Annotated in this window: 12 protein-coding genes; all 12 read left to right on the plus strand. The window is 57.9% G+C overall.

Going from position 1 to position 13,292, the window contains the following annotated elements; all coding sequences use genetic code 11:
• The first annotated feature begins 1 nt into the window (after nt 1).
• Genes HP15_RS02070 through HP15_RS21625 form a run of 12 tightly spaced genes read left to right on the plus strand, consistent with a single transcriptional unit; the run spans nt 2 to nt 13,249 of the window.
• Nucleotides 2–841 (plus strand): ExeA family protein, encoded by an 840-nt coding sequence (locus HP15_RS02070; RefSeq protein ID WP_014575975.1) that lies wholly within the window; start codon nt 2–4, stop codon nt 839–841.
• Entirely contained in the window at nt 838–1,980 is a 1,143-nt protein-coding gene (locus HP15_RS02075; RefSeq protein WP_014575976.1) for a tetratricopeptide repeat protein, read from the plus strand. The genes HP15_RS02070 and HP15_RS02075 overlap by 4 nt, the downstream gene beginning before the upstream one ends.
• Nucleotides 1,980–3,749: a GspE/PulE family protein gene (locus tag HP15_RS02080; protein WP_041644932.1), complete on the plus strand. Its 1,770-nt coding sequence runs from the start codon at nt 1,980–1,982 to the stop codon at nt 3,747–3,749. Before HP15_RS02075 ends, HP15_RS02080 begins: the two co-directional genes overlap by 1 nt.
• Nucleotides 3,749–4,978 carry a type II secretion system F family protein gene (locus HP15_RS02085; RefSeq protein ID WP_014575978.1) on the plus strand — a complete coding sequence of 410 codons (1,230 nt, stop codon included), beginning with the start codon at nt 3,749–3,751 and terminating at the stop codon, nt 4,976–4,978. The genes HP15_RS02080 and HP15_RS02085 overlap by 1 nt, the downstream gene beginning before the upstream one ends.
• Nucleotides 4,979–5,560, plus strand: a complete 582-nt coding sequence (locus HP15_RS02090; protein ID WP_014575979.1) for a hypothetical protein — start codon at nt 4,979–4,981, stop codon at nt 5,558–5,560.
• 36 nt (nt 5,561–5,596) lie between these two features.
• Complete coding sequence (locus HP15_RS22795) at nt 5,597–6,115, plus strand: type II secretion system protein (protein ID WP_014575980.1); 519 nt, start codon at nt 5,597–5,599, stop codon at nt 6,113–6,115.
• Between the two features lie 55 nt (nt 6,116–6,170).
• The gene (locus HP15_RS22975; protein ID WP_049784450.1) at nt 6,171–6,638 is read left to right on the plus strand and encodes a type II secretion system protein; all 468 of its coding nucleotides are present in this window, start codon (nt 6,171–6,173) and stop codon (nt 6,636–6,638) included.
• Nucleotides 6,639–6,687: 49 nt separating this feature from the next.
• Nucleotides 6,688–7,155 (plus strand): type II secretion system protein, encoded by a 468-nt coding sequence (locus tag HP15_RS02105; protein ID WP_014575981.1) that lies wholly within the window; start codon nt 6,688–6,690, stop codon nt 7,153–7,155.
• Nucleotides 7,152–7,640 carry a type IV pilus modification PilV family protein gene (locus tag HP15_RS02110; protein ID WP_041644934.1) on the plus strand — a complete coding sequence of 163 codons (489 nt, stop codon included), beginning with the start codon at nt 7,152–7,154 and terminating at the stop codon, nt 7,638–7,640. The genes HP15_RS02105 and HP15_RS02110 overlap by 4 nt, the downstream gene beginning before the upstream one ends.
• Nucleotides 7,640–8,425, plus strand: a complete 786-nt coding sequence (locus tag HP15_RS02115; RefSeq protein ID WP_014575983.1) for a PulJ/GspJ family protein — start codon at nt 7,640–7,642, stop codon at nt 8,423–8,425. The genes HP15_RS02110 and HP15_RS02115 overlap by 1 nt, the downstream gene beginning before the upstream one ends.
• Nucleotides 8,415–8,828 (plus strand): hypothetical protein, encoded by a 414-nt coding sequence (locus tag HP15_RS02120; RefSeq protein WP_014575984.1) that lies wholly within the window; start codon nt 8,415–8,417, stop codon nt 8,826–8,828. The genes HP15_RS02115 and HP15_RS02120 overlap by 11 nt, the downstream gene beginning before the upstream one ends.
• Entirely contained in the window at nt 8,825–13,249 is a 4,425-nt protein-coding gene (locus tag HP15_RS21625; RefSeq protein WP_014575985.1) for a DUF2341 domain-containing protein, read from the plus strand. Before HP15_RS02120 ends, HP15_RS21625 begins: the two co-directional genes overlap by 4 nt.
• Nucleotides 13,250–13,292 lie beyond the last annotated feature (43 nt).

Here is a 13,292-nt window from a genome sequence, read left to right on the forward strand (position 1 = left end):
CATGTACGAATCCCATTTCGGACTGCAGGAAGCACCGTTCGCATTGACGCCCAATACCCGCTATTTTCTGCGGGCGCCCAGCCATGGCGATGCGCTGGAACTGTTGTTGGTGGCTCTGAAAGAGCGTGAGGGCTTCATCAAGATCTCCGGAGAAGTCGGTACTGGCAAAACCCTGCTGTGTCGGCTGCTGCTTAGCGAACTGGAGCCTATTGCCGAGACTGCGTATATCCCCAACCCGCAGCTTACCCCGGATACCCTTTACGAGGCGGTAGCCGAAGAACTGGGTGTGGATATGTCCGGATGCGCCAATGCCCACCAGGTCCTCAAGGCCATCAACGAAAAGTTGATCAGCCATGCCATGGCGCAGAAGCCGGTCGTGTTGGTGATTGACGAGGCCCAGGCCATGCCGGAGGAAACCATCGAGGCGTTGCGTCTGTTAACGAACCTGGAAACCGAGAGTGTCCGGCTGCTTCAGGTGGTTCTGTTTGGCCAGCCGGAACTTGATGTACTGCTAAAAAAGCAGAGCCTGCGCCAACTGAATCAACGCATCACCTTTCATTACCGCCTGACGCCCCTGGACCGGAATTCGGTTGCCCAGTATCTGCGGCATCGCCTGGCGCAGGCCGGCTATAACGGCGCTGATCTTTTTGCGCCGGGTGCGCTTCGTCTGATTACCCGGGCTTCCGGTGGTATTCCGAGGCTGGTTAATATTCTTGCCCACAAGTCCATGTTGGCGGCCTGGGGCCGGGGCGACCGCCTCATCGAGCGGGGCCATGCCATGCAGGCCATTCGCGACACCGAAAGCGTACGGGTGCCGGGCCTTATCGGGAGGTGGTTATGAGCCTCCTGAACGATGCCCTGCGTGCTGCAGAACAACGTCAGAACCGACCGGAGGTGGCCGCGGCCTATGCCGGGCAGTCGCAATCGCTGGGCCGCCCGCGTTCCGTATTCTGGCCGGTCGTATTGCTCTTCGCCGCGGGCTTGGTTGGCGCGTCTGTCTTCTGGTTCATGACTCGGACCGGCAGTGAAGAGATGCCTGTTGAGGTGATCGCCTCGCCAGCGCCGAAAACCACCATGGCACCGCCAATTGATCAGGATGCCGGAACCGAAAAGAGTTCAATTGATTCTCAGTCTGTGGGTGGTGGGCAAGATACCATCGAGCAAGTTGTGTCCGGGATCGAGAATGAGCCGGTCAGCCAGCTGCCACCAGCTCCTGAGCCCCCTGCCGTGGTACAGCCTGAACCCAAAGCCAGGGAAGCAGCCGAGACGGTCGTGTCAGAGCCAACGCCCGAACCGGTCAGACGTCAGGCTTCCGAGCCTGAAGGCGCTGTCAGTGAGCCCGTGGTGGCAGAGAGCAAACCTGCCCAGGAGACAGAGGCACCAACGCCGTCGGTGAAGCAGGTCCGTGAGACGCCCGAAGCTATCGATCGCCGGGTTAGCCGCGAACTGGCGTCTTTACTCAGAAGAGGGGATACCCGGGAAGCCGAGCAAAAATTGCAGGAACTGGCCGCGACTCAGGCGGCGATTGCCAGCCGGGAAGTATTCGCGCGTCAGATGTTGGTTCAGGAAATGCCGGACAGGGCACTGGCATGGCTTCCGGAATCGGTGACGAACGGTGATGCCGGTCTGCGGCTTCTCAGGGCCCGGGCGCTGCACGCCAAGGGCAGGTTGCCTGACGCAATCGCTGCCCTTGAGCTCAGTGTGCCCGCTGTGCGCCAGAACGTGGAGTATCGGGTAACCCTGGCAACCTTGCTGCAGCAGGCAGGCCGCAATACCGAGGCCGCCCGACACTGGTCGGCCCTGATTGCCGAGGACGACAGCCGCGCGGCCTGGTGGGTGGGCCTGGCGATTGCCCTGGAGACGGGCGGCGAAGTCAATAGTGCGGTTCGGGCCTACAGCCAGGCCGCCCAGTTACCCGGGCTTTCGCCTTCCCTGGCGGATTATGTTCGTGAACGACTGAAATCTTTGCAGGCGGGATGATGACGACAGAGCCAAAAAAGAAAGTCCGGTTAGGCGACCTGCTGGTTCAGAATGACGTGATCACTGAGCAGCAGCTGATGACGGCCCTGCGCGAGCAGAAGAGTACCGGTCGCAAGCTTGGCAAGACGCTGACGGATCTTGGCTATGTGGACGAAGACAGCCTGCTCAATATCCTGTCCCGTCAGCTCGATGTACCTTTTGTTCAGCTGCGTCACTACCAGTTCAACAACGAGCTGGTAAAGAAACTCCCGGAAGCCATGGCCCGTCGGTTCCGCAGTATCGTGCTGGCGGAGCATAGTGGCGAACTGCTCGTGGGCATGGCGGACCCTCTGGACATCTTTGCCTACGATGAGCTGGTCCGCATTCTGAAGCAGCCCATCAAACAGGCCGTGGTGCGGGAAAGCGAGCTGCTGAACACTCTGGACCTGGTGTACCGGCGTACCGATGAGATTGCGTCGCTGGCGGAAGAGCTGGAAGACGAACTGGGCGACGATGCCTTCGACCTGGCGGACCTTTCCGCCGAATCCGAAAGCGCTGAAGCGCCGGTGGTCAAACTGCTGCAAACGCTATTCGAGGATGCTGTTCAAGCGCGCAGTTCGGACATCCACATCGAGCCGGACGAGACTGTGGTACGCATCCGGCAGCGGGTGGACGGTGTGCTGCAGGAACAGGTGATGAAGGAAAAGCGGGTTAATGCCGCGCTGGTATTGCGCCTGAAACTGATGGCAGGCCTGAACATCTCCGAGAAGCGGATGCCCCAGGACGGGCGCTTCAACGTGCGGGTGAAGGGCCGCAGTATCGACGTGCGGGTCTCCACCATGCCTGTTCAGTACGGCGAATCCGTGGTGATGCGTTTGCTGGACCAGAGCCAGGGCATGTTGAACCTCGACGGAACGGGGATGCCAGCTCAGTTGCTGGAACGGTTCCGCCGGATGATCAAAAAACCCCATGGCATGATCCTGGTGACCGGTCCCACCGGTAGCGGTAAAACGACGACGCTCTATGGCGCTTTGACCGAGCTCAACCGCCCGGAAGTAAAAATCATCACTGCCGAGGATCCGGTGGAATACCGTCTGCCCCGGATTACCCAAGTGCAGGTGAACCCGAAGATCGGCCTGGAATTCGCCAATGTTCTCCGGGCCGCCTTGCGTCAGGATCCCGACGTGATCCTTGTGGGCGAGATGCGGGATCGCGAAACCGTGGAAATCGGCCTGCGGGCGGCCATGACCGGCCACCTGGTGCTCTCCACCCTGCACACCAACGACTCCATCAGCAGTGCCATGCGGCTGATCGATATGGGCGCGGAACCCTTTCTGGTGGCCAGCTCCCTGCTTGGTGTTGTCGCCCAGCGCTTGGTGCGGCGAGTCTGTGACAACTGTGCCGAGGCCTACACGCCCAGCGAACAGGAGCTGGTCTGGCTGCGCAGCTTTGATCTGGAACCTCTGGATCTGGAGGCAGGTTTCGTCCATGGTCGTGGTTGTTACCAGTGCAGCAACACCGGCTATAAGGGCCGGATCGGCGTTTACGAGATGCTGGAAATGAACGAGGCGATGCTGGATGCTCTTCGACGCCAGGATGTCTCGGAGTTCACCAAAGCGGCCCGTCTGAGTCCCCTGTATCGGCCGCTGGGGCAGTGCGCCATGGACTTTGCGCTGCAGGGCACGACGACACTGGAAGAGGTGGCGCGGGTGGCCGCCACATCCGAGGGCGAGTTCTCGCCCGAGGATGACATTCCCCTGCCGGATGAACCGATCGGGGGAGGCGCCTGATGCAGTTCAGCTACCGGGGCAAGGATGATCGTGGCGGTGTCCAGCAGGGTTTGCTGGGCGCTCCGAATGCCGATGCCGCTGCCACCGAACTGATGCGCCGGGGTATTACTCCGCTCGCTATCCGGGAGGTGCAGGAAACGGAATCGGTCATTGATCGATTGAATCGTCTGCCGATCTTCCGGAAGAAGGTCACCCTCGATGAGCTGATTGTGTTCTGCCGCCAGATGCATGCGCTGACCAAGGCTGGCATCCCCCTGATCCGAACCATGCGTGGCCTGGCAGAGACAACGCGCTCGCCGGTGTTGGCGGAAGTGCTTGAGGATGTGACCACACGGCTTGAAGGCGGCACCACCATGGCGACGGCCATGCAGGCGCATCCCAAAGTCTTCTCGGAGCTGTTCATTGCCATGATCCACGTAGGCGAGAACACCGGGATGCTGGACGACGCCTTCCGGCGCCTGTCGGAAATTCTCGAGCTGGAGCGGGATACCAAGCGGCGCCTGAAGCAGGCCATGCGTTATCCGATGTTTGTCATCATTGCCCTGTTATCGGCTCTGATGATCGTGAACTTTCTGGTTATCCCGAAATTCGCGTCAGTGTTCAACAAGCTGGGGGCAGACTTGCCGTTTCTGACCCAGGTATTGGTTGGCACCTCCAATTTCCTCCTGGCCTACTGGTACGTGATGCTGTTTGCGGTCGCCGCTGGCGGGCTGTTGCTGCGGCAGTGGAAACAAACGGAACAGGGGCGGCTGACCTGGGATCGTTACAAACTCAAGTTACCGATTATCGGACCGCTGCTGGAACTGATAACACTCAGCCGATTTTCGAGGAACTTTGCCACCATGCTGTCCGCGGGTATGCCCGTGACAACCGCATTAACTGTGGTGGCAGACACAACCGATAACGCGTGGATCTCGAGCCACATCAAGGATATGCGGGCCGGCATCGAGCGAGGCGAAAGCCTGCTCCGAACCGCCCGGCACAGTGAAATGTTCACGCCGCTGATTCTTCAGATGATTGCCGTGGGTGAGGAAACCGGTTCTGTGGACGACATGCTCAATAACGTGGCGGATTTTTACGATGAGGATGTCGACTACGGCCTCAAGCGGCTGGCGGAGTCGATTGAGCCAATATTGATTGTGGCCATGGGCATTCTGGTTTTGATTCTGGCACTGGGTGTGTTTCTCCCGATCTGGGACCTGGGGGCCGCCGCCATGGGGCGGGGCTGAGTGCCAGCGGCAAAGCAGGCGGACGCCAGCGGGTACGCGCTTTCCCGCAAGTTTCGTCTGGCAGTCGTGGTCATCGTGCTGGGCGTTCTGTGGTGGTTTCTGCTCGGTGTGCTCGAACGGGAAGCACGAAACGCCGAGGAACGGGCCGCCAATATGGTGATCAGCCAGCTGAGATCGGCGCTGGTCATCAAGGGTGCAGAAGTGATGCTGAGCCGCGGCGGGCGGCTTGCGGAGCACCGGGGCATCAACCCGTTTGAGCTGGTGGAACACCAGTGGGGCAATTACAAAGGGCAGTGCCAGGCCGAACAACTGGCGCCGGCCACCTGGTGCTTCCGGGCCAGAGAACAAAAAGAAACAGAAAACGCGCCCAAAGGCTGGTTAATTTATAAACCAGGGCAGCCAATAACCATAGATGGTCGGCAAGCCAATGAAGAACAGCCTCTGGCCTGGGCAGTGACAACGGAATTTGCAGACCGCAACGGGAATGGTGCGCGGGAGCAGGAAGAACGGCTGACGGGGTTAAAACTGGCCCCGGTGTCGTTGACAGAAGAAGCAGCGCAAACGCAGGATGCGCAACGCTGACCAGACGCACAGACACAATCTGAAAGAGGTCGACGAATGATGCAGTACGACAGGAAGCGAAAACAGAAAGGTTTTACTTTGATTGAGCTGGTGGTAGTGATTGCCATCTTGGGGATTTTGGCAGCGTTTGCATTGCCACGATTTGCTCAGCTTTCGGAGCAGGCGCATCAGTCAAGTATTAAGGGAACCGCCGGAGCGCTGAGTGCGGGAGTTGCACTCGTTAAAGCTCAGTGGGTGTCGAATGGCCAAACCGCAGCCGCGGCAACAGTTGATGGTTTTGGCGATGACGACGTGGCGGTCAACGACGAAGGTTGGGCGACCTCGACCAACGGAAATACCGGTGCCCCGAATGAAAACCGTTGTATACAGGTGTGGCAGGGATTGCTGCAGGCTAACGCCCCGACGATCTCAACCGCTACCGCCGCCAATGCGGACGCCGACTATTGGGCGGCTGTGGTTGGCACTGCTTGCGAATACGAATACCAATTGGATGGTCAGGGCAGCACCATTACCTATGACACCGCAGATGGCTCTGTGGTCACCAATATTAATTAAGACGAACACGGCAGTTTCACTTAGAACTTCACGACAAACGTAAGAGGTAACGACAATGAAGAATATGATTCCTGCGAGAAATCAGAAGGGTTTCACCCTGATTGAACTGGTTATGGTAATTGTCATCTTAGGCATTTTAGCGGCGTTTGCTCTGCCGCGGTTTGCGGATTTTGGAACCGAGGCCAAGACCGCAACCATTAACGGTGCTGCTGGGAGTGTGCGCTCTGCGGCGTCCATTGCGCACGCCCGCTGGGTCGCCGATGGTGACGCTAGTTCAACTCAAGTAACACTGGATGGCGTCGACATTACGATGGATGCAACTAATGGGTACCCAGCTGCAAGTGCCGCAGGGATTGGAGCTGCGGCCCAGCTTAGCGATGAGTTCAATTTAGCGACATCTGGCTTGATTTCCCTCACAAACCCTGAGGGTACGTTGTATACCGATTGCGACTTTCAGTATTCCGAGACAAATGGAACGGTTACTTCCGTGGAAGATGATTGCGAAACACTGGCGACGCCCTAAGCGGGCTCGTCACTATCTGGGAGATTGGCTGATTGGGTAGGAGTCGGCAGTGAAGGTGCCTTTGTCTAGGCGCCCATCCAATTCGGGCTTTACTCTAGTTGAGCTGGTAACGGTCCTCATCCTGATCGGAGTCCTCTCCGCTCTGGGCATTGGCCTGTTTGCCAGCCGCTCGGCCTTCTCACCCCTGCTGGCCACCCAGCAACTTGCCTCCGCCACGCTGCTTGCCCAGCAGGCAGCGTTGGCGGGGAATCCCGCCAACACCCTGACCATCGAGCAGGGTGGGGATACTTTTCGATTCATTGTGGGGGCTGGTTCCGGCAATGCGCGTACCTTCGAAATAGCCCGGGAGGGCACCAGCCTCTCAGCTCCGGGCGGGTTGCCATTGACTCTGACCTTCGACAACAAAGGGGCGCCTTCAGCCGGCACCAACCTGCAATTTACCTTTTCAGGTGACAGTACCTTCCAGACCTGCCTCAGCTCTCTGGGTGCAGTATATGCCGGGAGTTGCCAGTCATGAGGTCTAGTCAAACTGGCGCAACCCTGGTGGAGCTGGTGATTACGATCGTGATTATCAGTGTGGCCATTGCCGGCGTTGTCGGTGCGTTTTCGCTGATCGCAGGTCGAAGTGCGGACCCGTTGAATCAGACCCGCGCTGTAAAGCTTGCTCAGCTCTACATGGATGAGATTCTTACCCAGAAATACGATGATCAAACGCCCCAGGGCGGGTTCCCCAAGTTTTCGGGGCCCTGTTCAATTGGCCCAGACGGTGAAGGACGAACGACGTTTGACGATGTCGATGACTATGACGGTCTCAGCGGGGCACCGTCGACAGCCACCGGATCCGCGTTGACTGGCTATTCCGGCTTCGCCATTTCGATCGCTGTTACCTGCGCCGGAACGGAAGTTGGCTTGCCCGCGGAAGAAGCCAAACGGATTGATCTCGATATTACCGCCCCCGGCAACCAGACCTTTTCATTCACCGCATACCGGGCCAACTTCTGATGCATCGGTATCGCGGTTTTACCCTCGTTGAACTTGTCATTGTGATCGTCTTGTTGGCCATCGTCGCCACGATTTCGGTCCGCTTTGTCAGTCTGTCCACGCAGGGTGCACTGGATGTCAGCTCCCGGCAACAGCGTTCCCTGGCGGGTGTGGTGATCAGCGAGCAGATAAGTCGCGAGGTTCGGGAGGCACTGCCAACATCAATCAGAACCAATGCAAGTGGCAACTGCCTTGAGTGGATGCCAATCCTGGCCGCCTCCAACTATCTCGATCTTCCCCGGGGTGCAAATCCGGATTCATTTCAGGCTGTGCCACTGCCAGGCGGCGCATCCGCCTCTGGACGAGTGGTGGTGTATGGCTATGGCTCAGACGTTTACAGCCCGGGCAGTCCCGGTCCGATCTCGCCACCGGCGACGATGCCCTCCGGTGCTTCGCCAGTGACCGTTACCTTCGATTCAGGGGCAACACACCGTTTTTCGGCGCAGTCGCCGGAGCGCCGATTTTATATTGTGGGCGAGCCGGTTTCTGTGTGTCAGGTAGGGGTGTATCTATATCGGTACCGGAACTACGGCATCAACGCCTCACCCGCATCGGGCCTGCCGTCGAGCTATCCGGATCGGGAAGTCATGGCCGCGACACTGGCCAACAACTCGCTGAATTTCCAGGTAACACCTCCAAGCCTGCAGCGAGGCGCGGTGGTTTCGTTCGGCTTTGTGCTGGCGGATCCGGATTCCGGTGAGACTACCGATATCAGCCAGGAGGTTCAGATTCGCAATGTACCCTGAACCTCGTAATCTGGTTAATCAGGGCGGCGCAGGTCTGCCCGTTGCGTTATTCATTATCACCGTCCTGGCTCTCCTGGTGACTGGCATGGCTCAACTGCAGCAGGCCAGCGGTGACTCTGTCAGCCTGCAGATTCAGTCCCAGAGGGCGTTCTATGCAGCTGAGAGTGGCGCGCAGGTGGCCGTGAGGGATGTGCTTGAGGCGGGTAATTGCAGCGCTTTGACAACGCCTTTGTCCTTCTCCGCATCAGCGCTCAGCGGTTGCAGCGCTGCGCTGACCTGTGAATCCGTTACAGAAAACATCAGTGGCCCCGGTGGTAACACGGTTTTTTCGATCGCCAGTACGGGGCAGTGTGGCAGCGGACCTGATCGGGCTGTCCGGACAATCGAGGTGCGTGTCAGATGAAGTGGACCAAAACCAACCGCCCGATATCCGGTTTGCTATCTGTACTGGTTTTAATGGCCTGGGCCGGGTTTTCTGAGGCCGCATGGTTTGATCCTGACTGGAATTACCGCAAGGCGATCCAGATCCAGGCCAGCCAGGTGGTGGGTGATCAGTCAGATTTCACTGTTATGTTCAGGGCAATAGACTCAGATCTGGCCAGCTCCGCACAAGCAGACGGCGATGACATTGTTTTCGCCCTTGAGGATGGAACCCAGCTTGACCATGAGCTGGAGCGCTATGATGGAAATACCGGTGAGCTGGTGGCGTGGATCCGGATTCCAACCCTGCCAGCATCCGCCAATTCCAGTCTCTACCTTTATTACGGCAACCCATCGGCGGGAAACCAGGAGAGTCCGGCAGGCACCTGGGACAACGACTTTCAGATGGTTCACCACCTGGAAGAGTCAGGGGACCGGCAAACCACGTTGGAAGATTCGACCGCCAACCTGAACAATGGCGACCTTGTAGGGCAGAACAACAATTACCCGACGTATCTCAACAATGGCATTGTCGCCGGTGCAAGAGCGCATCCGGGGCAGTTCGCTAACGGACAATCTGAAGATCCGGCGGTGCGATTTTTCGATTTCGGTGACCCGGGGCTGTCAACGAGCTTCACTGCCGAAGCCTGGGCAAGGGTATCCGGCAACCAGTCAGGAAGCGATCATCACCCGATTCTCTGGAAAGGCAATGTTATTGGCTGGGGAGCCAACTACTTTTTTCGAATTGCCGTCAGGCAGAACAACGGCATCACCTGGGGGGTAACCTGCGGCAACACGGAGGCATGGTTCGATGGCGGCAGTGCCAGTTCCGGGTGGGCCCACTACGCCATCAGTTTCGACGGCACCACTACCCGCGCTTACATTAACGGGCAACAGGTTGCATCCGATAATGACTGTGCAGGTAGAACGCTCAACTTAACCTCACAACCCTTCAGATCAGGCTATGGCATCGTGCAGGGCAATGGTGAAACCATCTTGAATGGTGACGTTGATGAAGTCCGAATCTCTTCCCTTGCCCGCTCTGGTGGCTGGCTGAGAACCCACTACAACAACCTCTCTGATCCCGCGGCCTTCTTCGTAATTGGTAATGAGGAAACCGGCGGGTTCTGCAGCACATTGACGGCGCTTTTCTGCGACGATTTCGAACGCAATTCGCTTGGGCCGGATTGGTCTGTTGTGACAGCGTCCGGCGGCGATGCCGGTATCAGTTCGCAAACCAGCAAGAGCCCCACGCGTTCTCTTTATACCTCAAGCGGCTTCGCCGGGGTCACACTTGCGCCTCTTGATCTTTCAGGGCTGACATCGGGCACCGTTGCCTACTGGTGGAGGCGAGGCGATGATGCGTTCAGTGAAGACCCTGATGGCGGGGAAGACCTTCGAGTCGAGTACCTTGATGACGCAGGCAACTGGGATCTGATTGATCGATACCCCGGTAACGGGACCAACGGTGAATCCGGCGACGTCGTCTTCACACTGCCGCCCGATGCATTTCACGGTGATTTCCAGATGCGGTTCGTTCAGGAATCGGGCAATAGTGGTAACTTCGATTTCTGGCACATCGATGATGTTGTGATTGACGGCAACTCCTCTCCACTGACTTGCGCAGGCGACACCTTTGGTACGGCCACCCTGTCACCGGATGACTGGATCACCAATGTTTCAAGCGGCAGCTTTACACCAGGTATTGTAAACGGCCGCCTCCGTATGACAGAGGCCTCAGGGAACCAGGCGACAGCGGCAACGTTCCAGAACCTGATTCCGGGAGCGGACAACTATGTGAGACTTGAGTTCGACTATTTTGCATACGGTGGCAATGGTGCTGATGGTCTGACAGTTGTGCTTTCGGATGCCTCGGTTACCCCTCAGCCTGGCAGTTTCGGGGGCTCCCTTGGATACGCACAGCGCAACAACGGCGATCCCGGTTTCGCGGGCGGTTGGCTCGGGATTGGTCTGGACGAATTCGGCAACTTTTCCAACGCTACTGAAGGGCGCGTTGGCGGTACCGGATTTGTTCGGGACGCCGTCGCCATCCGTGGTGCCGCCCAGAGCAACTACCAATACCTCGGGGGAACCGGCTCACTGAACCCGGGGATCGACCAGCCTGGAAACAATCCGACGCCCCACCGGTACCGAATTATTGTGGACTCAAGAGGGGGGATCGGTCCGATCGTCTCCGTCGAGAGGGATGTGTCCGGAGCAGGCAACAACTTCCAACAACTTGTTCAACTGGACCTGAGCAGTTTTCCGAATCAACCGGCGACTCCTCAGAATTTCTATCTCTCGTTGACTGGCTCAACGGGTGGTTCGACCAACATCCACGAGCTCGACAATTTACAGCTTTGCGCAGAAAAGCTGAATCCAGTCGGGAAGTTGGTTGATCACTTCGAGTTTGTGCATGATGGCACAGCACTGACCTGTCAGCCGGAAACAGTAACGGTCAGGGCCTGTGAAAATGCCGATTGCAGTGTGCTTTTCACGGACCCGGTGGACGTGACATTGAGCCCTTCGGGATGGGTTGGTGGTGACAGTTTTGCATTCAGTGGCGGCCAGGCTAGCCGCCAACTGCAGATCACGACGGCGGGAACGGCGAGGCTGGCCATTGCATCCTCAAGTCCTTCAACGAAGGCCTTTACCCAGACGCTCTGTGATAATGGAGTCGGCAGCGTTTCCGCCGCCGCTTGCGATCTCCCTTTCCTCGATGCGGGGCTGGCCTTCGATATACCAGACCTGATTTCTCACCAACCAGCGACCTCAATCCAGATAAGCGCCGTGCGCCGGGATAACCAGACTGGCGCCTGCGTTCCGGCTTTTGAAAATGTGCAGCGGGAGGTGAATTTCTGGTCGACCTATGTTGATCCGGGACCGACCGGTCGCCCCGAGAGCCGCCCGGTGTTCGTTGACAATACGGCGGTTGGCTCCGGCCAGTCGAACGCCACGCCGATCAGCCTTCAGTTCGGTGCTGGCGGTATTGCAGAGGTGGATATTCTCTACCCCGATGCAGGCCTGATAAATCTCGACGCCCTCTATCTCGGTTCAGCAGCAACCAACGATGACGGTTTGCAAATGCCGGGAGCTGACAGTTTTGTCAGTGTTCCAGCTGGCTTCTGTGTGACATCGGCGGGTGATTGTCCGGCCGGAGACTCGACCTGTCCTGCATTCAGGAAAGCCGGACAGTCGTTTGATCTCTCGATTACCGCTGTAGGCTGGGAGCAGAATGGTGATGGTGACCTGTGCCAGGGTAATCCGATCACGCCGAACTTCCGATTACTCGATATTCCGTTGTCCACTACGCTGGTTCAACCAGCTGGCGGAGCATCCGGCTCCGTTTCGCCGGTCAGCTATTCCCATACAAGGTCTTCATCGGCGGAAGAAATTGTGGGAGCTGAGGTCTCGGAGGTCGGTGTTTTCCGTTTTGAGGCTTCTCCCCTGCCAGGAAGCTATCTGGGGCGAGATGTCCCCAGTGGGAGTAGTCTGCCGATCGGACGCTTTTATCCTGATCGTTTTCAGGTATCCGTCGACCCCGGCGAGTTTGAAGCGCAGTGCTCGACCGGCTCTCCTCTTGCTTACACCGGAGAAGCCTTTGACTGGCTGGTCACGCCGTCGTTGACCATTGAGCCGCTATCTGTGCAGGGAACTCGCACCCTGAACTACACATTCACTGGCTTTCAGAAGCTTGTGGCATCTGATATCAACCGCTTGTATCCAAGCTCCGACTCTGCAGCCGTCGACAGGGTTGGCGCTTTTATGGCGCTCTCTCCAACCGAGTTTGGCGGCAGCCTCACAGCTCCGGTGTCATCTTTGGGCTCGGGGTTGATGCGTTATGATTTCTCTGCGTCTGACAGCTTCGCGTATAACAAAACTACCGATGCCCAGATTGCGCCATTCGCTCCCCAGCTTGAATTTTCTGTGACCAGCCTGGTTGACTCCGATGGTGTCGCGGCCGCCGCTGCTCCCTACCCGTTCACGCCGGTGGCCGCGTTCGATATCCGTTATGGCCGGTTCTCCCTGGACAATGTCTACGGTCCTGAAAACATTGGATCACTCCCAATGCCGTTCAGACTTGAATACTGGGACGGATCCCGTTTCATGACCCACATGAATGATAGCTGCACAACCTGGAATACGGCTGATTTGACCAATTCGGCAAACCATCATTCGCTCAGTGCCGGTGCGCCTCCGAGTGACACCTTCTCAATGGGCGAGGCTCCGCCGCTGGAACTCGTGCCGAACGGAACCCGTGGAACCGATTCGTTGGTCTGGAATGTCGATGCCTGGTTGGAGTTTGATTGGAATGATGATGGCACTCTCGAAGATCCGGTTGGGCTGGCAACCTTCGGCGTCTATCGGGGCCACGACAGAGTGATCTACTGGCAGGAACGATAAAAAAAGGGCAGGACCTGAGTCCTGCCCCAAAACATCAACGAAC

Origin of the sequence: Marinobacter adhaerens HP15 (assembly GCF_000166295.1) — a bacterium.
Taxonomy (GTDB): Bacteria; Pseudomonadota; Gammaproteobacteria; order Pseudomonadales; family Oleiphilaceae; genus Marinobacter; species Marinobacter adhaerens.